General features: G+C 61.2%; 21 protein-coding genes. 2 read left to right on the forward strand and 19 right to left on the reverse strand.

Annotated features, from left to right (window positions below):
- Positions 1 to 69 precede the first annotated feature (69 nt).
- From NIBR502773_RS08095 to NIBR502773_RS08155, 13 genes are all read right to left on the reverse strand, one after another.
- On the reverse strand, positions 70 to 738 hold the full coding sequence (locus NIBR502773_RS08095; protein ID WP_027607814.1) for a TetR/AcrR family transcriptional regulator: 669 nt from the start codon (positions 736 to 738) through the stop codon (positions 70 to 72).
- Positions 739 to 1,182: 444 nt separating this feature from the next.
- A complete protein-coding gene (locus NIBR502773_RS08100; protein ID WP_115489001.1) occupies positions 1,183 to 1,968 on the reverse strand; it encodes a TatD family hydrolase in 786 nt (261 codons plus the stop codon).
- A gap of 63 nt (positions 1,969 to 2,031) precedes the next feature.
- The gene (locus NIBR502773_RS08105) at positions 2,032 to 3,021 is read right to left on the reverse strand and encodes a DNA polymerase III subunit delta' (RefSeq protein WP_141155808.1); all 990 of its coding nucleotides are present in this window, start codon (positions 3,019 to 3,021) and stop codon (positions 2,032 to 2,034) included.
- Positions 3,014 to 3,646, reverse strand: coding sequence for a dTMP kinase (gene tmk, locus NIBR502773_RS08110; RefSeq protein WP_027607811.1), 633 nt, complete (start codon positions 3,644 to 3,646; stop codon positions 3,014 to 3,016). The genes NIBR502773_RS08105 and tmk overlap by 8 nt, the downstream gene beginning before the upstream one ends.
- Positions 3,647 to 3,665: 19 nt before the next feature.
- The gene (gene mltG / locus NIBR502773_RS08115) at positions 3,666 to 4,787 is read right to left on the reverse strand and encodes an endolytic transglycosylase MltG (RefSeq protein WP_141155809.1); all 1,122 of its coding nucleotides are present in this window, start codon (positions 4,785 to 4,787) and stop codon (positions 3,666 to 3,668) included.
- Between the two features lies 1 nt (position 4,788).
- Positions 4,789 to 5,604, reverse strand: a complete 816-nt coding sequence (pabC, locus tag NIBR502773_RS08120) for an aminodeoxychorismate lyase (protein ID WP_141155810.1) — start codon at positions 5,602 to 5,604, stop codon at positions 4,789 to 4,791.
- On the reverse strand, positions 5,604 to 6,848 hold the full coding sequence (fabF, locus tag NIBR502773_RS08125; RefSeq protein WP_141155811.1) for a beta-ketoacyl-ACP synthase II: 1,245 nt from the start codon (positions 6,846 to 6,848) through the stop codon (positions 5,604 to 5,606). The genes pabC and fabF overlap by 1 nt, the downstream gene beginning before the upstream one ends.
- Before the next feature lie 127 nt (positions 6,849 to 6,975).
- Complete coding sequence (gene acpP, locus NIBR502773_RS08130; protein ID WP_003442511.1) at positions 6,976 to 7,212, reverse strand: acyl carrier protein; 237 nt, start codon at positions 7,210 to 7,212, stop codon at positions 6,976 to 6,978.
- A 191-nt stretch (positions 7,213 to 7,403) separates the two neighbouring features.
- Entirely contained in the window at positions 7,404 to 8,147 is a 744-nt protein-coding gene (gene fabG, locus NIBR502773_RS08135) for a 3-oxoacyl-ACP reductase FabG (protein WP_065926164.1), read from the reverse strand.
- Positions 8,148 to 8,171: 24 nt separating this feature from the next.
- Positions 8,172 to 9,110 carry an ACP S-malonyltransferase gene (gene fabD / locus NIBR502773_RS08140; RefSeq protein ID WP_065926165.1) on the reverse strand — a complete coding sequence of 313 codons (939 nt, stop codon included), beginning with the start codon at positions 9,108 to 9,110 and terminating at the stop codon, positions 8,172 to 8,174.
- A 125-nt stretch (positions 9,111 to 9,235) separates the two neighbouring features.
- On the reverse strand, positions 9,236 to 10,246 hold the full coding sequence (gene plsX / locus NIBR502773_RS08145) for a phosphate acyltransferase PlsX (protein WP_074847485.1): 1,011 nt from the start codon (positions 10,244 to 10,246) through the stop codon (positions 9,236 to 9,238).
- A gap of 4 nt (positions 10,247 to 10,250) precedes the next feature.
- The gene (gene rpmF / locus NIBR502773_RS08150) at positions 10,251 to 10,433 is read right to left on the reverse strand and encodes a 50S ribosomal protein L32 (protein ID WP_008152339.1); all 183 of its coding nucleotides are present in this window, start codon (positions 10,431 to 10,433) and stop codon (positions 10,251 to 10,253) included.
- Positions 10,434 to 10,446: 13 nt separating this feature from the next.
- Positions 10,447 to 10,977: a YceD family protein gene (locus tag NIBR502773_RS08155; RefSeq protein WP_027607804.1), complete on the reverse strand. Its 531-nt coding sequence runs from the start codon at positions 10,975 to 10,977 to the stop codon at positions 10,447 to 10,449.
- Between the two features lie 105 nt (positions 10,978 to 11,082).
- Here NIBR502773_RS08155 and NIBR502773_RS08160 point away from each other — a divergent pair, with 105 nt between their 5' ends.
- Positions 11,083 to 11,661: a nucleoside triphosphate pyrophosphatase gene (locus tag NIBR502773_RS08160; RefSeq protein WP_141155812.1), complete on the forward strand. Its 579-nt coding sequence runs from the start codon at positions 11,083 to 11,085 to the stop codon at positions 11,659 to 11,661.
- A 67-nt stretch (positions 11,662 to 11,728) separates the two neighbouring features.
- Here the strand turns inward: NIBR502773_RS08160 and NIBR502773_RS08165 are convergent, their stop codons facing one another.
- The 3 genes from NIBR502773_RS08165 to rluC are packed head-to-tail and all read right to left on the reverse strand — an operon-like array spanning position 11,729 to position 14,342.
- Positions 11,729 to 12,712, reverse strand: coding sequence for a S49 family peptidase (locus NIBR502773_RS08165; protein ID WP_092490105.1), 984 nt, complete (start codon positions 12,710 to 12,712; stop codon positions 11,729 to 11,731).
- Positions 12,713 to 12,733: 21 nt separating this feature from the next.
- Entirely contained in the window at positions 12,734 to 13,396 is a 663-nt protein-coding gene (locus tag NIBR502773_RS08170; RefSeq protein ID WP_115488994.1) for an HAD-IA family hydrolase, read from the reverse strand.
- Positions 13,383 to 14,342 (reverse strand): 23S rRNA pseudouridine(955/2504/2580) synthase RluC, encoded by a 960-nt coding sequence (gene rluC / locus NIBR502773_RS08175; RefSeq protein WP_065939065.1) that lies wholly within the window; start codon positions 14,340 to 14,342, stop codon positions 13,383 to 13,385. Before rluC ends, NIBR502773_RS08170 begins: the two co-directional genes overlap by 14 nt.
- A 767-nt stretch (positions 14,343 to 15,109) precedes the next feature.
- Between rluC and rne the strand changes: the two genes are divergently transcribed.
- Positions 15,110 to 18,301, forward strand: a complete 3,192-nt coding sequence (gene rne / locus NIBR502773_RS08180) for a ribonuclease E (RefSeq protein ID WP_141155813.1) — start codon at positions 15,110 to 15,112, stop codon at positions 18,299 to 18,301.
- A 76-nt stretch (positions 18,302 to 18,377) separates the two neighbouring features.
- Here rne and NIBR502773_RS08185 read toward each other — a convergent pair whose 3' ends face one another.
- The 3 genes from NIBR502773_RS08185 to NIBR502773_RS08195 form a co-directional block, all read right to left on the reverse strand.
- Entirely contained in the window at positions 18,378 to 18,968 is a 591-nt protein-coding gene (locus NIBR502773_RS08185; protein ID WP_141155814.1) for an NTP transferase domain-containing protein, read from the reverse strand.
- The gene (locus tag NIBR502773_RS08190; RefSeq protein ID WP_115488991.1) at positions 18,965 to 19,951 is read right to left on the reverse strand and encodes an XdhC family protein; all 987 of its coding nucleotides are present in this window, start codon (positions 19,949 to 19,951) and stop codon (positions 18,965 to 18,967) included. The genes NIBR502773_RS08185 and NIBR502773_RS08190 overlap by 4 nt, the downstream gene beginning before the upstream one ends.
- 170 nt (positions 19,952 to 20,121) lie before the next feature.
- On the reverse strand, positions 20,122 to 21,453 hold the full coding sequence (locus tag NIBR502773_RS08195; protein ID WP_115488990.1) for a dicarboxylate/amino acid:cation symporter: 1,332 nt from the start codon (positions 21,451 to 21,453) through the stop codon (positions 20,122 to 20,124).
- Between the last annotated feature and the right edge of the window lie 50 nt (positions 21,454 to 21,503).

Here is a 21,503-nt window from a genome sequence, read left to right on the forward strand (position 1 = left end):
GATAAATCAGCTTTTAGCAAGATCCTTGCCTGAGTATATTCCTGGGTTACTGCGCCTGGCAGTAAATCATTACGTGGCCGGGGTTTCGACGGGGGCCGCTTCAACCAGTGCCGGCTCGGAGCTGTGCTTGCGCTTGTTGCCCATGCGCACACCGATATCCATCAGGAACTGGAAGAAACCTTCCTGGTCTTCCAGCACATTGCTCCAGAACGGCGAGTGGTACAGCGCCACGGCGCCGTGCACCAAGGCCCAGGCGGCGCAGTAGTGGAAGTACGGCGGTACGTCTTCAAGCTTGCCTTCGCTGATGCGGCCCTTGATCAGCAGGGTCAGGCGCTCGAAGTTCGAGGCGCGAATCTTGTGCAACTCCTCGACCATCTCCGGCACTTGATGGCCCTTGACCACTTTCTCTTCCAGGCGGTCGAACAGGCGGTAGCGCTGCGGGTCGCGCATGCGGAACTCGAAGTAGGCGCGGGACAGCGCTTCCTTGTCCTTGTCGACATCGGCCGAATGCAGCAGCTCGTTCAAGTCGCGCTCATAGTCGAGCATCAGGCGCAGGTAGATCTCGGCCTTGGACTTGAAGTGTTTGTAGATCGTGCCTTTGCCGATACCCACGGCATCCGCGATCATCTCGACGGTGACGCTGTCTTCGCCTTGTTCGAGGAACAACTTGAGTGCGGTGTCGAGAATTTCCTGCTCACGGCGGCGAAACTCACGGACCTTACGGGGTTCTTTGTGCATGAGGAAGAGGTCTGCAAAGGTCGGAATAGGGAGGGCTGCGCAGGGCCACGAATACATGGCGATACGATTTACCCAGTGCGAGGGATTATCCCGACTGAACGGTCGTTGGGCAACGTCTATGTGAACCCGCCCTGCACTTTACTTTCAAGGCGCCAACGTTTTCATGCCTATCAGTCAGAAATAATACGCAACAACTGCACCCGTGCACCCGCCCAATGAGAACTCAAGCGAAGCGCATGTATTCCAAATCTGTTTAAAAAACGATCAGTCGCGACTGGACTGAATCAGATACTGATCAATACTTGAACTGTCGGCGTGACATCTCCCCAAGTGAAGCGCCGACCTGGGTACCGACGGACTGTGTGCCCTTGTTTTACTCCTAATGGTCTTAACCCGGATTCACCCCCCAGAACCCGGGTTTTTTTTGCCTGCGATTCAGTCCTGTCATGCAGCAACGTGGGCCAGCGGGAACAGGCGCTTGAAGTTCTCGGTGGTCTGCTCGGCAAAGCGCTCATAGGACTCACCGCGCAGCATGGCCAGGTAATCCGCCACATCCCGTACATATTCAGGCAGGTTCGGTTTGCCACGATGGGGAATCGGCGCCAGGTACGGCGAGTCGGTTTCCACCAGCAGGCGGTCGGCTGGCACTTGGCGCGCCACGTCGCGCAGGGCATCGGCATTGCGGAAAGTGACAATGCCCGACAGGGAAATATAGAACCCCAGGTCGAGTGCGGCCCTGGCCATGTCCCAATCCTCGGTAAAGCAATGCAACACGCCGGCCTGGGGCAACGCGGCTTCGCGCAACAGGGTCAGGGTGTCGGCACGGGCGCCACGGGTGTGGACGATCACCGGCTTGCCGGTTTGCCCGGCGGCCTGTAAGTGCAGGCGAAACGAGGCCTGCTGCAACTCGGCGGCTTCCGGCTCGTAATGGTAGTCCAGGCCGGTTTCGCCAATGGCCACCACGCGCGGGTGATTGAGTTCGCCCAGCAGCCAGTCGAGGGCCGGGGCTTCGCCGGGCTTGAGGTCCAGCGGGTGGATACCCACCGAGCAATCCACATCGGCATAACGCTCGGCCAGGGCTTTGACGTCGGCAGCATTGTCGGCGCTGACGCCAATGCACAGGAAATGCCCTACCCCACGCTGGCGTGCAGCGTCGAGGGCAGCATCCAGGGAGCCGCCGTGCTGGGCGAGGTCAAGGCGATCAAGGTGGCAATGGGAATCTACAAGCATAGGAAATTACGACTTAGGTCACGGAAAGTGTCTGGCCAACGATACACCCGTCGGCCACGGAAATTAACGCCGGCCGAGCAAGCCGACCCACTGCACCAGCAGCGCTTCAAGCAACAGCACGCGGTTGAGGTTGGCCTTGCCGAGCACCTTCTGGCGCTGGGCGAGGATCCAGTCCTGGATAGACAGCACCTTGTTCTGGGCACTTTTCTGCGCGAGGTATTGCACCACCTTGCGCATGTCCGGCAGGCCCAGGCCGTTTTCATCCTGGGTCAACTGGTAGCGCAGGATCAGGCTCGACCAATCACAGAACCAGTCGAACAGCAGCAGCAAGGGAATGTCCTTCCAGGCGCTTTCAGCCAACTGGGTGGCGGACAGCTCTTGCTTGAGCAGTTTTTTCACCCCATCCACAACCAGGGCGCGTTGCTCACGCACACCTTGGGCTTGCAGCTTGACGGCCGCCAGCGGGGAACCGGCCGCCAGGGTCAGCAACTCGATCCGCTCCTCTGCGGAGCAATCCGGCAGCGCCTTCGCCAGCCATTCCAGGCTCATGGCCTCGCTCGGCAGCGGGCAGGCCTGCTGTACGCACCGGCTGCGAATGGTCGGCAACAAGCGGCTGGACTGGTGGCTCACCAGCAACAGCACTGTGTCGCCGGAGGGTTCTTCCAGGCTCTTGAGCAAAGCGTTGGCGGCGTTGATGTTCATCGCCTCCACCGGCTCGATCAACACCACCTTGCGCCCACCCATCTGCGCGGTCTGCACCACGAAGCTGACAAGGTCACGCACCTGGTCGACCTTGATCGCCTTGTCGGCTTCCTCGGGTTCGAGCAGGTAGTTGTCCGGGTGGCTGCCGGCCTTGAGCAACAGGCAGGATTTGCACGCGCCGCAAGCTTCAAGGTTGACCGGGCGCTGGCACAGCAGGCTGGCCATGAGTCGCTCAGCCAGATCGCGCTTACCAATCCCGGCCGGCCCATGCAGCAGATAGGCGTGGGCGTGCTGGGCACGGCCGGCCAACTGCTGCCAGAGACTGTCCTGCCACGGGTAGGCTTCAGCCACGGGCGCGCTCCAACAGCTTGGGTAACAGGGCGTCGATGGCCTGCTGCACCTGCGTCAACGGCTGGGCCGCGTCCAGCAGGTGGTAGCGCGCCGGTTCAGCCTGGGCGCGCTTGAGAAACGCGCTGCGCACAGCATCGAAAAAACCCTGGCCTTCCAGTTCGAAACGGTCGAGACGCCCGCGGGCACTGGCACGGGCCATGCCCACTGCCACCGGCAGGTCGAACAACAGGGTCAGGTCGGGACGTAGATCACCCTGCACAAAGGTTTCCAAGGTGGCGATACGCGCCAGGGACAACCCCCGGCCGCCGCCCTGGTAGGCATACGTGGAGTCGGTAAAACGGTCGCAGATCACCACGGCACCACGGGCCAGGGCCGGACGAATCACCTCGGCCAGGTGTTGGGCACGGGCAGCGAACACCAGCAACAGCTCGGTGTCCGGGTTCATCTGCTCTTCGCCTGGGGCCAGCAACACGTCACGGATGCGCTCGGCCAGGGGTGTACCGCCGGGCTCACGGGTCAACACCACCTCGACACCTTCAGCCCGCAAGCGGCCGGCCAGGTAATCGCGGTTGGTGCTTTTGCCGGCGCCTTCGGGGCCTTCCAGGGTAATAAACAAGCCAGTCACAGGCAGTCCTTAGTCAGAGTCATTGCGGGCTTTGCGGCGCGGCGTCATCCGGCGCGGGCTCGGCGGGTGCATCAGCAGGCGGCGCCAGGTCTTCCGGCGGTTTTACCAGCGGTGCCGGGCTTGAGCGGTAATCGGCACGGCGCTTGAGCTGGAACTCACGCACAGCGGCATTATGCGCACCCAGGTCATCGGAGAAAATATGGCTGCCGTCGCCACGGGCGACGAAATACAGGCTGCTGCCCGGCACCGGGTTCAACGCGGCATGGATCGCCTCGCGGCCGACCATGGCGATGGGTGTCGGCGGCAGGCCGGCCACCATGTAGGTGTTATAGGGGTTGGCTTCCTTGAGGTGTGCACGGGTCAACTTGCCGTTGTAGCGCTCACCCAGGCCGTAGATCACGGTGGGGTCGGTCTGCAGCAGCATGCCGATCTTCAGACGGCGTACGAACACACCGGCAATCTGCCCACGCTCTTCCGGCACACCGGTCTCTTTCTCCACCAGGGAGGCCATGATCAAGGCTTGATAGGGGTCGGTATAGGGCGCGTCGGCAGCACGCTTGCTCCACTCCTGGGCGAGGACATCATCCAGGCGGTTATAGGCTTTCTTCAGGAACTCGACGTCGGTCATGCCGCGCACGAAGCGGTAGGTATCCGGGAAGAACCGACCTTCGGGGAACACGCCAGGATGGCCGAGCTTGTCCATCACTTCGCTGTCACTCAGGCCCGCCAGGGTCTGCACGATCTTTTCATGCTTGGCCAGGGCCGAACGCACCTGGCGGAAATTCCAGCCCTCCACCAGCGTCAGGCTGTATTGCACCACCTCGCCGCGCTGCCACAGGCCGATCAGGCCTTCGGCGGTCATGCCCGGGGTCATGCGGTATTCACCGCTGTGCAGCGGTTGGCCGTCGAGGTTGAAGCGCCAATACAGGCGTAGCCAGAACGCGCCGTCGAGCACGCCATCCGCCTCCAGACGATTGAAGGTGCCGGTGGGGGTGGCCCCTGCCGGCACATCGAGCAATTGCTCCTGGGTCAGATTCAACGGCTGCTTCAAGGCAGCGTCATATTTCCACGCGGAAAACCCCAACAGCAAAGCCGCCGAGAACAGACCGATCAGCAGCAGTACAACCAGTTTTCGTATCAACTCAAATATCCAATAGCGCGCGAACAATGCCCTGCAGTTTACGGGTGAGCGGCCCAACCGACCAGCTCATCGCAGCGCACCCACGCACCGGCCAAATGCCATAAACGCTGTTGCACACAAAGACTTCGTCGGCCTCCCGCAATTGCTCGAGGCTAATGTCAGCCACGGCCACCGGGATGCCCAGGGCGCTCGCCTGAGCCAGAATCTCGGCGCGCATGACGCCTGCAACGCCGCAACGATTCAGATCGGCGGTTAGTAACAAGCCATTACTTACCAGGAACAGGTTGCTGAATACGCCTTCGATGACACGCCCGGACACATCCAGCATCAACCCTTCGGCATGTTCGGCATCCTGCCATTCCGCACGGGCGATCACCTGCTCGAGGCGATTGAGGTGCTTGAGACCGGCCAGCAGCGGCTGCTCGGCCAGGCGGGTGGCGCACGCAAACAGACGAACACCGTCGGTTCCATGGGTCTGGGGATAGGTCGCAGGCGGATTGCCCTGCAAGATACGACGCACCGGGGCCTCGGGGTTGATGCCATAACCGCGCAGGCTGTCGCCACGGGTGAGGATCAGCTTGAGGACACCGTCGCCGAGAGCGGCGGCATAGGCCTGCACTTCGCTGCGGACCAACGTCTGATCCACAACGAAAGCGAGGCGCCTGCAGCCCTCATCCAGGCGCTGCAGGTGACGGTCAAGCAGCACGGGCTGCCCGGCCTTGACGGCGATGGTCTCGAACAGGCCATCACCGTAAGCCAGGCCGCGATCTTTCAGGGGCACGCTGTCCGCTGGCTGACCGTCGACCCAGCTGTGCATCACTCGGCGAACCGGCGGAACACCAGGGAACCGTTGGTGCCACCGAAGCCGAACGAGTTGGAGATCGCAACGTCGATCGGCATCTGTTGCGGCTCATGCGGCACGAAGTTCAGGTCGCAGCCTTCGTCCGGCTCATCGAGGTTGATGGTCGGCGGAGCGACCTGATCCTTGATGGCCATCACGCTGAAGATCGCTTCTACCGCGCCCGCCGCACCCAAGAGGTGGCCGGTCATGGACTTGGTGGAGCTGACCGCCAGCTTGTAGGCGTGCTCGCCGAACACCGACTTGATGGCTTCGGCTTCCGCCAGGTCGCCCGTCGGGGTCGAGGTGCCATGGGCGTTGATGTACTGCACTTGGTCTGCATTGACCCTGGCATCGCGCAAGGCATTGGTGATGCACCTTGCAGCGCCGGCACCGTCGGACGGTGGCGAGGTCATGTGATAGGCGTCGCCGCTCATGCCAAACCCGATCAACTCGGCATAGATGGTTGCACCACGCGCCTTGGCGTGCTCCAACTCTTCGAGCACCAGGGCACCGGCGCCGTCGGCCAGTACAAAGCCGTCACGGCCCTTGTCCCACGGACGGCTGGCACGGGTCGGCTCGTCATTGCGGGTCGACAGAGCACGGGAGGCGCCAAAGCCGCCCATTCCCAGGCCACAGGCAGCCATTTCAGCACCACCGGCAATCATCACGTCGGCTTCGTCATAGGCGATGTTACGCGCCGCCATGCCGATGCAGTGGGTCCCCGTGGTGCACGCCGTAGCAATCGCGTAGTTAGGCCCCTGCGCCCCCAAGTGGATGGACAGGAAACCGGAAATCATATTGATGATCGAGCCAGGCACGAAGAACGGTGAAATTCGACGAGGGCCGGAATCATGCAGCGTGCGGCTGGTTTCTTCGATATTGGTCAAACCGCCAATACCCGAACCCATGGCCACGCCGATGCGCTCACGGTTAGCGTCGGTCACTTCCAGGCCAGCGTTACGCACTGCCTGGAAACCGGCTGCCAGGCCGTATTGAATGAACAGGTCGAGCTTGCGGGACTCTTTGATTGAGAGATATTCCTCGACATTGAACCCCTTTACCGAGCCGCCAAAACGGGTGGAATAGGCAGAAAGGTCCGTGTGTTCGATCAGACCAATACCACTGCGGCCAGCCAGAATGCCCTGCCAACTGCTCGGCACATCCGTACCCAGTGGCGACAACATACCCATACCGGTGACTACGACGCGTCTACGCGACACAGCACTCTCCTTTTTCTAATGACGACACTTTACTTCAGAGCTTACTTTTCATCAGCGCTAAAGAAAAAACCGCACGCCGTTACAGCAGTGCGGTTTTTCCCTAACAGCAGGCGACGACTACAAACTATTACGCCTGGTGGTTCGTAACGTAGTCGATAGCAGCTTGAACAGTAGTGATTTTTTCAGCTTCTTCGTCCGGGATTTCGGTCTCGAATTCCTCTTCCAGAGCCATCACCAGCTCAACGGTGTCAAGGGAATCGGCACCCAGGTCTTCTACGAAGGAAGCAGTGTTGACCACTTCTTCTTCTTTGACGCCCAGTTGCTCGGCAACGATTTTCTTGACGCGCTCTTCGATGGTGCTCATACCTTGTTTAACTCCTAATGGACAAATTCAGGCAGCTGGCCAGTGGGTAAGTGTATAGAAAGCCTTTTCAGCTTTTCAACTGAAAGCTTCACCCTGTACCCGGTTTACCACCTGCCTATAAATTAAGTTGCAGCTTTATAACGGATTTTAGACAGCTCGTATGACATTTTTTTGAAGCGATCCGTCACAATTTAGCTCATGTACATCCCGCCGTTCACCGGGATTGTAGCCCCAGTCACGTATGCCGCACCGTCGGATGCCAGGAAAGCGACCACATTCGCGATCTCTTGAGCCTGGCCCAGACGGCCCAGCGGAATCTGCGTCAGCAAGCCTTCACGCTGTGCTTCCGGCAGTTCGCGGGTCATATCGGTGTCGATGAACCCTGGGGCCACCGAGTTGACCGTAATCGACCGCGAACCGACTTCACGCGCCAGTGCACGGCTGAAACCTTCCAGGCCGGCCTTGGCGGCTGCATAGTTTACTTGGCCTGCGTTGCCCATGGCACCCACTACGGAGCCAATATTGATAATTCGCCCCCAACGGGCCTTGGTCATGCCGCGCAAAACACCCTTGGACAGGCGAAACAGACTGTTCAGGTTGGTATCGACCACGTCGTACCATTCGTCGTCTTTCATGCGCATCATCAGGTTGTCGCGGGTGATACCGGCGTTGTTCACCAGAATCGCCGGCGCGCCGAACTGGGCGGTGATCTCGGCCAGTACGGCAGCCACGGACTCATCGCTGGTCACGTTCAGCTCAAGGCCGGTGCCTTGAACGCCGTTTTCCTTCAGGGTCGCGGCGATGCGCTCGGCGCCCGAGGCGGAAGTGGCGGTGCCGATCACGACGGCGCCCTGACGGCCCAGTTCCAGGGCGATGGCCTGGCCAATGCCACGGCTCGCGCCGGTAACCAGTGCAACTTTACCTTGCAGACTCATGCAGGCTTCTCCTAAGTTCGGGGATCAGGCCAGCGCCGCACGAGCGGCAGCGAAGGCATCCGGGGTATTGAGGTTGGCAGTCGACACGCCGTCGGCGCAGCGCTTGTTCAGGCCAGCCAGGACTTTGCCCGGGCCGCACTCGACCAACTCGGTGGCGCCATTGGCGGCCAGGGTCTGGACCGACTCAACCCAGCGCACAGGCTTGTAGAGTTGCTCCAGCAGGTCGCGCTTGAGGGTGTCGAGGTCGGCGGCCACGGCTGCGCTGACGTTCTGCACCAGCGGGATCTGTGGCGCCTGCCAGTTGATGGCAGCGATGGATTCGGCAAAGCGCTCGGCAGCCGGGCGCATCAGCTCGCAGTGCGACGGCACGCTCACCGGCAACGGCAATGCACGCTTGGCACCGCGCGCCTTGCAGCCTTCGATGGCACGCTCGACGGCCGCCCTGGCACCGGCGATCACCACCTGGCCTGGGGAGTTGAAGTTTACCGCGCTGACCACTTCGCCCTGGGCCGCTTCGGCACAGGCTTCGATCACGACGGCATCGTCCAGCCCCAGGATAGCAGCCATGCCGCCCTGCCCGGCCGGAACGGCTTCCTGCATCAGCTGTCCGCGACGCTCGACCAGCTTGACCGCTTCAGCAAGGGTCAGGCTGCCCGCCGCCACCAGGGCGCTGTATTCGCCCAAGCTATGACCGGCAACGAACGCCGGACGCGCACCGCCTTCGGCCAACCACAGGCGCCACAGGGCGATCGAAGCGGTCAGGATGGCTGGCTGGGTTTTATCGGTTTGATTGAGCTGCTCTTCCGGCCCCTGCTGGGTCAGCGCCCACAGGTCGTAACCCAGGGCCTCGGAAGCTTCCTTGAACGTGTCCAGGATCAGCGGGTATTGCGCGCCCAGCTCGGCCAACATGCCGAGGGACTGTGAACCCTGCCCTGGAAAGACGAATGCGAGGGATGTAGACATGTAACAAGCCCCTAATGATCTGGTCGTCGGAAATGGTCGCTCCTCGGTGGGAGCGCACGAAACTGACAGATTGGATGGTCAATTGAACTGGCCGGTCACATTTAAGCATTCCCCGGCCGATTCGCCTAAGGCAACAGGTCCTCGAGACGGCCGTGCAAGCGTTGCGGCAAGTTTTCCTGGATCTCGATCACCGCCCGCGCAATCGCACTCTGGAAGCCTTCAACCCCGGCCGAACCGTGGCTTTTCACCACGATGCCCTGCAACCCCAGGAAGCTCGCACCATTATGCCGCGCCGGGGCCAGATCGGCCTGCAGGCGACGCATCAACGGCAGCGCCAGGGCGCCCACCAGACGCGATACCAGGTTACGCCTGAACAAGGCCTCGATACGCGAGGCGATCATGGTCGCCAGGCCTTCGCTGGACTTGAGCAGGATATTGCCGACAAACCCGTCGCACACCACCACATCTGCCTCGCCTCGGTACAACCCATCACCCTCGACAAAGCCGATGTAGTTCAGGCCTCGCGCACCTTGCAGCAAGGTGGCGGCAAGCTTGACCTGCTGGTTGCCCTTGATGTCTTCGGTACCGATATTCAGCAAGGCCACCCGCGGCCGGGCCACGCCCAGCGCTTCAGCGGCCACCGAGCCCATCACGGCAAACTGGAACAGGTGCTCGGCACTGCAATCGACGTTCGCCCCCAGGTCCAGCAACTGGCAATAGCCCTTCTGCGTCGGAATCGCCGCCACCATTGCCGGCCGATCAATGCCCGGCAGCGTCTTGAGCACATGCCGCGACAACGCCATCAACGCCCCAGTGTTGCCGGCGCTGACACAGGCTTGCACCTTGCCATCACGCAGCAGCTCCAAGGCCACCCGCATCGAAGAGTCAGGCTTGCCACGCAGGGCCGTCGCCGGCTTCTCATCCATGGTGATGGTTTCGCTGGCTGGCGTAATCGTCAGGCGCGCGCGATCCACCGCCGGATGGCTGGCAATCAATTCTTCAAGGAGGGAGGGTTGACCGACGAGGGTCAGGTGCAGCGAGGGCGTGGCAGACAGGCTGGCAATGCAGGCCTGAACAATGCTGCGGGGACCGAAGTCCCCGCCCATTGCGTCAATCGCGATGACTTGAGCAGACAAGTGATTACTCGTCAGCGCCCTTGTCGATCACTTTACGGCCACGGTATACGCCTTCTGGCGATACGTGGTGACGCAGGTGAATTTCACCGGTGGTTTTTTCTACAGACAGAGTGCTTGCCGTCAGGGCATCGTGGGAACGACGCATGTCACGGGCAGAGCGGGATTTTTTGTTCTGCTGAACAGCCATAATTGATTAACTCCTAAACGTTTGGGTCACGCTTTAACTGCGCCAATACACTGAACGGGTTGGACCGCGTTACCTCGTCCTCGCTCGGTTCGGACTCGTCATCGAGACCCGCCGGCTGCTGGCATTCTTCCGGATGATGAGCAGGCACAATGGGCAAGGCGAGCAGAAGCTCCTCCTCGATCAGTGCATGCAGATCCAAAGGATCTTCGCCCAGTTCCAGCACGTCATAACCTTTCGGCAACGACTGGGTATTCGCACCCTCCTTTACCACAGCATAACTGCACTCGCTGTGAATCGGCAGGGTGACCAGCTCAAGACAACGCTGGCAAACCATTTTGACCTCGGTGTCGATAAAGCTGTGAATTACCACAGATTTACGTTCATCTCGTTCAAAAACGAATTTGGCCTGCACCGTACCGACAGTGTCGGAAAGCGGGTCGCAGAGTCTCTCCAAATCGGCTAGCAGCAACTCACCTTGAAGGGAAGTGCCACGATCAGCCAATTTGCGCGGGTCAACGTGAGGTGGAATCGGGTCATTCAACATAGGCGCAGCATTATAGGGATGCACCCAGCCATGTCAAAGGAAATTCAGCCCTGTGCGTCGGCCGGTCGCCCCGCTAGAATCGGCGGCTGCCTTGAGGAGACGTATATGCTGCCTTTATTACTCGCTTCCAGCTCGGTTTATCGCCGGGAATTGCTCAGCCGCCTGCACCTGCCGTTCATCTGCCGCTCGCCGGATATCGACGAAAGCCATGCTGCACATGAGTCCGCCATCGAGCTGGTCAAGCGCCTGGCCGAAGCAAAGGCCCGCGCCCTCGCCGCCAGCCACCCGGGACACCTGATCATCGGCTCAGACCAGGTCGCCGCGCTGGAAGGCCGCATCATCGGCAAGCCTCACACCTTCGAAAATGCGCGCGAGCAGTTATTGGCCGCCAGCGGCAAGCGTGTCAGCTTCCTCACCGGCCTGGCCCTGTTGAACAGTGAGACGGGGCACTGCCAGGTCGACTGCGCGCCCTTTACCGTGCACATGCGCGAGCTGGATGCAGCGCGCATCGAGCGCTACCTGCGTATCGAGCAGCCGTATGACTGCGCGGGCAGCTTCAAGGCGGAAGGGTTGGGCGTGAGCCTGTTCCAGAGCACCGAAGGGCCGGACGCGACCAGTCTGGTCGGCTTACCGCTGATTCGGCTGGTGGATATGCTGCTCAGCGAGGGCGTGCAAATCCCTTAAGAACACAACCAAATGTGGGAGGGGGCTTGCCCCCTCCCACATTTTGATCTACGACAGACTTGAGATATTAACGCAGCGTCGGGCCCTGGAAGCCCATGTACAGCGCCAGCTTCTCAGCCACGCTGGCGCCGAGCTTCTTGGAGAAACGATCAAACGGCGATTCCTCAACGGTGAAGTCCACCAGTTCTTTCTCGCCGACCACATCCCTCGCCACCGAACTGGCACTGCCTAAACCATCGATCAGCCCCAGCGGCAATGCTTGCTCCCCCGACCACACCAACCCGGAGAACAGCTCCGGATGGTCTTTATCCTTCAGGCGATCCCCACGCCCCTGCTTCACGCTGGCGATGAACTGGCGATGGGTGGTATCGAGTACCCCCTGCCAGAACTGGGTTTCATCGGCCTTTTGCGGCTGGAACGGATCAAGGAACGACTTGTGCTCGCCCGAGTTGTAGGTACGACGCTCAACCCCCAGCTTCTCCATGGCACCGACAAAGCCGTAGCCGGCCGCCGTCACACCAATGGAGCCGACAAGACTGGCCTTGTCGGCGTAGATCTGGTCGGCCGCACTGGCAATGTAATACGCGCCCGAGGCCCCCAGGTCGGAAATCACCGCGTACAGCTTGATATCCGGGTGCAGGCCGCGCAGGCGGCGAATCTCGTCATACACATAGCCCGACTGCACCGGGCTGCCGCCTGGGCTGTTGATGCGCAGGATCACGCCCTTGACCTTGGGGTCTTCAAACGCGGCACGCAGGCTGCTGACGATATTGTCGGCGCTGGCAGGCTCCTTGTCGGCGATCACTCCCCGCACTTCGATCAAGGCGGTGTAGTTGGCGCCACGGGTCGCGCTCTTTTCCATGTCCATCAGCGGGCTGAACAGCGCCAGCATGAGCAACAGGTAAGTGAAGGTCAGCAGCTTGAAGAAAATCCCCCAGCGCCGCGCACGGCGTTGCTCCTGGACGCTGGCCAGGAGCGTCTTCTCCAGCAGTTTCCAGCTCTTGTCGTCACCGCTTTCAGCCTTTTCAGGCGCTTTCCACTCGTCACTCATGCCATCAACCCCAGCAAAGACTTATTGGGCCCGACCGAGCCAGGCCTGCAATTCAGAAAAATGATCAATCGTGACCCTCGGCTCGTATTGCTGCAACGCCACGGCGGACTGGGCGCCATAGCTGACCGCCACGCTGTCCATGCCGGCGTTGCGCGCCATCATCAGGTCGAAGGAAGCATCGCCCACCATCAACGCCTCGCGCGGCGACACGCCGCAATGGGCAAGGATCTGCTCCAGCATCAGAGGGTGAGGTTTGCTGGCGGTTTCATCCGCGGCACGGGTGATGTCGAAATAATCCTCCCAGCCATGGGCGCTGAGCACCCGGTCCAGCCCGCGGCGGGCCTTGCCGGTGGCGACGGCCAGGTGATAGCCCTGGGCGCGGAAAGCCTCCAGGGATGGCAGCACACCCTCGAACAACGGCGAAGGTGTGGCTTCCAGCGCAATGTAGTGATCCGCGTAATGCTCGCGGAACGTCACCAGTTCAGCGTCGCTGATCTCGGGGTACAAGGTGCGGATCGCCTCAGGCAAGCCCAGGCCGATAATGCCTTTGACCGCCAGGTCAGTGCACAAGTCGAAGCCCGAGCGGGTCGAAGCTGCGTGCATCGACTCGACAATCCGACCGATGGAGTTACACAGGGTGCCGTCCCAATCGAAAATCAGCAGCTTGTAGTCAAGGTGCGACACTCAAACGCTCCACGGTCTTGGCCCACATCTCATCGACCGGCGCCTGCAGCTTCAGCTCGCCGCCGTCAGGCAGCGGCACGGTGAGCATGTAGGCGTGCAGGAACAGGCGCTTGCCGCCCAGGTCACGGATTTCCTTGGAGAAATCCTCGTCGCCGTACTTGGTATCGCCGGCGATGCAGTGACCGGCGTGCAGGGTGTGCACCCGAATCTGGTGGGTGCGCCCCGTCACCGGCTTGGCCTCGACCATGGTGGCGAAATCACCAAAGCGACGCAGCACCTTGAAGAGGGTCAGGGCTTCTTTGCCCTCCTCGTCCACTTCGACCATGCGCTCGCCGGAACGCAGGTTGCTCTTCTGCAAAGGCGCGCGGACGCTCTTGATCGAGCTGGCCCAATTGCCGCGCACCAGCGCCATGTAGCGCTTGTCCACGCCATCGCCGCGCAGGGCGGTGTGCAGGTGGCGCAACATGCTGCGCTTCTTGGCGATCATCAACAGGCCGGAGGTGTCGCGATCCAGACGGTGAACCAGCTCCAGCTCCTTGCAATCCGGGCGCAACTGACGGAAGGCTTCGATCACGCCGAAATTCAGGCCGCTGCCACCGTGAACAGCAATACCGCAGGGCTTGTTGATCACAATCAGCTTGTTGTCTTCGAAGACAATCGATGCCTCAAGGCGCTGCAACAGGCCCTGGGCCAATGGCACGGGCTCATCGCGTTCAGGCACGCGCACGGGCGGCACGCGGACAATATCGCCCGCCTGCAACTTGTACTCAGGCTTGATGCGGCCCTTGTTCACACGCACTTCGCCTTTGCGCAAAATGCGGTAGATCAAGGTCTTGGGCACACCCTTGAGCCTGGCCAGGAGAAAATTATCGATGCGTTGGCCGGCATATTCCGGCGAGACCTCGAGCAGCTGGACGCTGGGGGTCTGGGGGGCGGTAGTCGTCATGGCGGCGATGATAACAATTTTTTATGGAATTGAAGCACTTAATCATTGCTGCTATAGTCGCGAACGCCGCCAAAAGCGGCCTGGGCAGAGGACTAGCGGCAAACTGCCGGCCCTGACCATCGCAATTCATCAGGACGCGAGGCCGTCCTACGGGGCTTTCGCCACCCTGGAAGGCTCGAGATTGTAACAAGCGCAGGTGACATGAGGCCTGAAGCGAGTGCAGAAAGCAGAGTGAATACTCGCGTTCTGCGCCGATATTTACGGCCAGTTCACAAAGTGCAGTCAGTCTTGAGCCGGACCACGGCGAATGCTTCGGAAACAACGCCTGTTAAGAGCTGAGTGTGAGCGCAGTCGCCCACATTCAGTCTTGTTTAGCCATGAGCGTGGACTCCCCATTGGAGAACACGGTAAATGCCAACCCGCTGCGGATTCTGCGCGCGGCAGCACCCGAATTATCAGGGATACGTGTAGGGTGGAGATGCACAACCGTCGGACCGTGTAGCACTAGGCTTATATTTAGACGCTTCATCTCGTCCACAGTCGCCGGTTGATTCCTCCTCCTGACCTTAGCTTTTGTTGAAGTGGTGCCTTTGTCACCACCGCTAACAAGCAGGACGCGTCCGTCGCGATACCGGCCCAATTGGCCGATTTTGCTGGACACTGGAGTGGCCAACCACTCTTGACGCACCTGACACCGACCGTGAGAAGTCGTGTGTGCCGAACGCCGTTTCCGGCAGCCCGGAAACCGACGGTACAACATGAAAAGAATGCTGATTAACGCAACTCAACCCGAAGAGTTGCGTGTTGCACTGGTAGATGGCCAACGCCTCTACGACCTGGACATCGAATCCGGTGCACGCGAGCAAAAGAAGGCCAACATCTATAAAGGCCGTATTACTCGCATCGAACCAAGCCTTGAGGCTGCCTTTGTCGATTTCGGCTCCGAGCGCCACGGCTTCCTGCCCCTCAAAGAAATCTCCCGCGAATACTTCAAGAAATCCCCCGAAGGCCGCGTAAACATCAAGGACGTCCTGAGCGAAGGCCAGGAAGTCATCGTTCAGGTCGAAAAAGAAGAACGTGGCAACAAGGGCGCCGCCCTGACCACCTTCATCAGCCTGGCCGGCCGTTACCTCGTGCTGATGCCGAACAACCCACGTGCCGGCGGCATCTCCCGTCGCATCGAAGGCGAAGAGCGCAACGAACTGCGTGAAGCGTTGAACGGCCTGATCGCACCGGCCGACATGGGCCTGATCGTGCGCACTGCCGGCCTGGGCCGCAGCAGCGAAGAAATGCAGTGGGACCTCGACTACCTGCTGCAACTGTGGACCGCCATCAAAGAAGCCTCCCTGGATCGTTCCGCGCCGTTCCTGATCTACCAGGAAAGCAACGTGATCATCCGCGCCATCCGCGATTACCTGCGCCAGGACATCGGCGAAGTGCTGATCGACAGCGTCGAAGCCCAGGACGAAGCCCTGACCTTCATCCGCCAGGTGATGCCGCAGTACGCCAGCAAGATCAAGCTGTACGAAGACAGCGTGCCGCTGTTCAACCGTTTCCAGATCGAAAGCCAGATCGAGACCGCTTTCCAGCGTGTGGTCGAACTGCCTTCCGGCGGTTCCATCGTGATCGACCCGACCGAAGCCCTGGTGTCCATCGACATCAACTCGGCGCGCGCCACGAAGGGTAGCGACATCGAAGAAACCGCCCTGCAGACCAACCTGGAAGCGGCTGAAGAAATCGCCCGTCAACTGCGCCTGCGCGACATCGGCGGCCTGATCGTGATCGACTTCATCGACATGACCCCCGCCAAGAACCAGCGCGCCGTGGAAGAGAAAGTCCGCGAATGCCTGGAAGCTGACCGTGCCCGCGTGCAAGTCGGCCGCATCTCGCGCTTCGGCCTGCTGGAAATGTCCCGTCAGCGCCTGCGTCCATCCCTGGGCGAGAGCAGCGGCATCGTCTGCCCGCGTTGCAACGGCACCGGCATCATCCGTGACGTTGAATCGCTGTCCCTGGCGATCCTGCGCCTGATCGAAGAAGAAGCCCTGAAAGACCGCACCGCCGAAGTCCGCGCGCAAGTGCCGATCCCGGTCGCAGCCTTCCTGCTCAACGAAAAACGCAACTCGATCACCAAGATCGAACTGCGCACCCGTGCTCGTATCGTGATCCTGCCGAACGATCACCTCGAGACGCCGCACTTCGAAGTGCAGCGCCTGCGTGACGACAGCCCGGAAGCCCACAGCGGCCAGTCCAGCTACGAAATCGCTGCTGCCGCTGCCGAAGTGGAAGAAGTCCAGCCAGCCGCCGCGACCCGCACCCTGGTGCGCCAGGAAGCCGCCGTGAAAACCGCGCCAGCCCGTGCCAACGCACCGGTGCCGGTTGAAGCCGCTGCCCCGGTTGCCACCCCGGCCGCCCTGCCTGAGCCGAGCCTGTTCAAGGGCCTGGTGAAGTCGCTGGTCAGCCTGTTCGCCACCAAGGAAGAGCCTGCGGCACCGGTCGTGGTTGAAAAACCTGCGACCGAACGCCCAGCACGCAACGAAGAGCGTCGCAACGGTCGCCAGCAGAGCCGTAACCGCAACGGTCGCCGTGACGAAGAGCGCAAGCCGCGTGAAGAACGTGCGCCTCGCGAAGAACGCGCACCACGTGAAGAGCGTGCACCTCGCGAAGCGCGTGAAGAAACCCCGGTCGTAGCCCGTGAAGAACGTGCACCGCGCGAAGAGCGCGCACCACGTACCCCGCGCGCTCCGCGTGAAGATCGCAAGCCGCGTGGCGAGCGTGAAGAACGTGTGCGTGAACTGCGCGAGCCATTGGATGCCGCCCCTGCCGTTGCAGGTGTTGCAGCCGCTGCCGCTGAAGAGCGCCCAGCTCGCCAGCCGCGTGAAGAGCGTGCACCACGTGAAGAGCGCCAGCCGCGCCCACCGCGTGAAGAACGTCAACCACGTGCCGAGCAAGCCGCTGCCGCCAGCGAAGAAGAAGTACTGACCGGCGAAGAGCAATTGCAGGAAGACGGCCAGGACAACGCCGAAGGCGATCGTCCACGCCGCCGCTCCCGTGGCCAGCGTCGTCGCAGCAACCGCCGTGAGCGTCAGCGTGATGCCAATGGCAATGTGATCGAGGGCTCGGAAGAGGCCGGCGAGAACGCAGAAGGCGCCGCCCACGAACCGACCGGTGCCGAACTGGCTGCCGGCCTGGCCGTTACCGCAGCGGTTGCCAGCTCGGTGATCAGCGCACCTGCTGAAGCCCAGGCTCACGAACAGGCTGAACGCGCGACTGCCGCTGTCGAAGAAACCGTTGCCGTTGAAGCGCCAGTTGCCGAGACCCCAGAGGTTGAAGCACCGGTCGTTGAAGCAACTACCCCTGTCGAAGCCCCAGTGGTTCCGGAAGTGGAAGTGGCACCGACCCGCGACGCCCAGCCAGAAACCGAAGTGGTTGCCGTTGAAGCCGCTCCGGTTGTTGAGCCTCAGCCAGTGGTTGAAGCGGCTGTTGAAGCCCCGGTAATCGAAGAAGCTGCCCCGGCGGTGCGTGAAGTTCGCGAAGAACAGACCGCCTTCCAGTGGACTGCCGAACCGGCCGCCCCGGTTGAAGCACCAGTGCCTGCCCCCGTGGCAGAGGAAGCGCCTGCGCCGGTTGCCGAAGCAGTGGTCGCCGAGCCTGCGCCAGCTGTCGAGGCTGCGCCCGTGGTTGTTGAAGCACCGGTGATTGCCGAAGCACCCGTGGTAGAAGCCGCACCAGCCAGCGCCCTGACCGAAAACGGCCGTGCGCCGAACGACCCACGCGAAGTGCGTCGTCGTCGCAAGGAAGCTGAGGCAGCTGCCGCCGCTGCGGCTGCCGCTCCAGCCGTAGTCGAAGCTGTCGAGGCACCGGCCCCGGTTGCTGAAACCGTGGTCGAGCACACCGCTGCTGAAGTAGGGGTAGAGCACAAGGCCCTGGAAGAAGAACACGAGCCTAAACCCCTCGCCTGATTCCATCCGCCACTAAAAAGCCCCGCCTGAGTGATCAGGCGGGGCTTTTTTATAGATCTCGAAAACAGCATCAAATTTAGTCGGGATTAAAACTTAACTGTTCCGGCAGATCCACATCCCACAGAACACCCGCATCTTCCACCTGCACTTCCCGCACCCTGGCACGTGCGAACAATGGCTTGCCTCCACGATCCCCGGTCAGCGCCATCAAGTCCGGACCAAAAGCACTACCAAAGGCCACCGGATGCCCATATTCACCCGCCTGCACCGGCACGCTGATGCCATCCTCCTCCAGCACGTCAATCACCCGTTCAATGCTCGATGATTGGATAAACGGCATATCCCCCAACACCACCAGCCAGCCATCCGCCGAGGCACTGGCCGCGACGGCTGCAGCGATGCTCTCGCCCATGCCGGCTGACTGCAACAACAAGACCTGGCAGCCATACGCTTCGGCCAACCGAATGACCTCCGTGCGATCCGGCGTGGTCACCAGCCAGCGCGCCACCAGGCGATCCGGCAAACTCACCAATACCTGCTCGATCACCGGACGCATCACCCCATCAAGGCCCACGCAATTGACGAGCAACTTATCCTGGTCAGCCCCCGCCTCGGCTCGGAACCGGCTGCCCTGCCCCGCCGCCAAGACAATCGCCGCCAGCATTATTCAGCAACCGCCGGCACGGGCTTTTTCTGCATTGGCGCCACGCCGTTCTTGATCGCGACAATTTCCGCCATCAACGACAAGGCGATCTCCGCCGGCGTATGGCTACCGATATGCAGGCCAATCGGCCCATGTAAACGCGCAATCGCGTCCGTCGACAACCCCAGCGCCGCCAGGTTCTCGCGACGCGTCTGGCTATTGACCCGCGACCCCAGCGCGCCGATGTAGAACGCACTGGAATTCAGCGCCGTCAGCAACGCCATATCATCAAGGCGCGGATCATGGGTCAGGCAGACAATGGCCGTGCGCTCGTCGGTCTGGATGTTCAGCACCGCCTCATCAGGCATACCCGGCACGAAGCGTCCGTGCTGCTCTTCCCAGCCGTAGACAAACTCACTACGCGGATCGCATATCAGTACTTCGAAATCCAGCAGGCGCGCCATTTCCGCCACGTAGCGCGACAGTTGCCCGGCACCGATCAACAGCAGGCGCCAGCGCGGGCCATAAATAGCCCGCAGACGTTCGCCATCGAAGGTGACCACATCGGTCTTGTTCGCACTGCTCAACGTGACTTCGCCGGAGACCAGGTCCAGTTCCCGCGCGACAATCTCATGCGCCTCGCAACGCTCCAGCAACTGCGCGACCCAGGCCCAGTCTTGCACCCGCTCCTCGGTCAAGCGCAGGGTGCCGCCGCATGGCAGGCCGAAACGCGCCGCCTCGTCGCGCGTCACGCCGTAGGTCACCAACTGCACCGGCGGCCCATCGTGCGTCAGGCGGCCATCCTGCAAGCGGGCGATCAAGTCGTCCTCGATGCAACCGCCGGACACCGAGCCGATCACCACACCATCCCCCCGCAACGCCAACATGGCGCCCGGTGGACGCGGCGCGCTGCCCCAGGTCTGGACAACGCTATACAACACCACCTGCTGCCCGGCGCGGCGCCATTCGAGCACGCTGCGCAGGACATTCAAATCAACACTGTCCATATATCCTCCTGCCAGTCTGCGTTTGGAACATGCCGCGTAGCGCGAATTTCATCAGTCACTGACTCTAAGTGAAAATATTGCAAAAAAGTAATCCCGCACAAACGCAAACGCCCCGAACCAGTCGGGGCGTTTGCGGATAACTATCGGCGCGGATTCACGCCATCAGCGGTTTACTTGATCACAGGGGCTGGGCCCTCGGCCACGCCCAGGTCATCGACTTCGCGGGTTTCAGAGATTCCGGTACCGCCGGATGCCAGCTCGCTTTGCAGCTTGTCGGTGTCCAGTTCCTTGACCCACTTGGCCACAACGAGGGTAGCAACGGCGTTACCCACCAGGTTGGTCAGTGCACGGGCTTCGGACATGAAGCGGTCGATACCCAGGATCAGCGCCAGGCCGGCAACCGGCAGGTGGCCGACAGCCGACAGGGTGGCAGCCAGTACGATAAAGCCGCTACCGGTCACGCCAGCAGCACCTTTGGAGGACAGCAGCAGCACCAGCAGCAGGGTGATCTGGTGGGTGATGTCCATGTGGGTGTCAGTCGCCTGGGCGATGAACACGGCCGCCATGGTCAGGTAGATCGAGGTACCGTCGAGGTTGAACGAGTAGCCGGTCGGGATCACCAGGCCGACTACGGATTTCTTCGCGCCCAGACGCTCCATCTTGATCAGCATGCGTGGCAGTGCGGACTCGGAGGAAGAAGTACCCAGTACGATCAACAGCTCTTCACGGATGTAGCGGATCAGTTTCAGCACGCTGAAACCGTGGGCGCGGCAGATACCACCCAGCACCACCAGCACGAACAGCAGGCAAGTGATGTAGAAGCAGATCATCAACTGGCCCAACTGCACCAGGGAACCTACACCGTAGGCACCGATGGTGAACGCCATGGCGCCCAGGGCACCGAGTGGCGCGAGCTTCATGATCATGTTGATGATGTTGAACATCACGTGGGCGAAGCGATCGATGAAGTCCAGCACCGGCTTGCCGTAGGCACCCAGGCGATGCAGGGCGAAACCGAAGATCACCGAGAACATCAGCACTTGCAGGATGTCGCCGTTGGCGAAAGCGCCGACGATGGTGTTCGGGATCACGTTAAGCAGGAAGCCAACGATGCTCTGGTCAGCACCGGCAGTCACATAGGCAGCGACTTTGGAGGCGTCCAGGGTTGCCACGTCGATGTGCATGCCGGCGCCCGGTTGCACGACGTTCACCACGATCAGGCCGATCAGCAGTGCGATGGTGGAAACGATTTCGAAGTACAGCAGCGCGTAGCCGCCGGTTTTGCCGACCGATTTCATGCTTTGCATGCCGGCGATGCCGCTGACAACGGTGCAAAAGATGATCGGGGCAATGACCATTTTGATCAGCTTGATGAAGCCGTCACCCAGTGGCTTGAGCGCCACGCCGGTCTGCGGGTAGAAGTGACCGAGCAAAATACCGATAACGATTGCAACGATCACCTGGAAATACAGGGATTTGTAGATTGGCTGACGAGTCGTCATTGCAAAATTCCTCAATCGTCCCGTGTGGCAAATATCCGCCATTGCCCACG

Origin of the sequence: Pseudomonas sp. NIBRBAC000502773 (assembly GCF_006517195.1) — a bacterium.
Lineage (GTDB): Bacteria > Pseudomonadota > Gammaproteobacteria > Pseudomonadales > Pseudomonadaceae > Aquipseudomonas > Aquipseudomonas marginalis.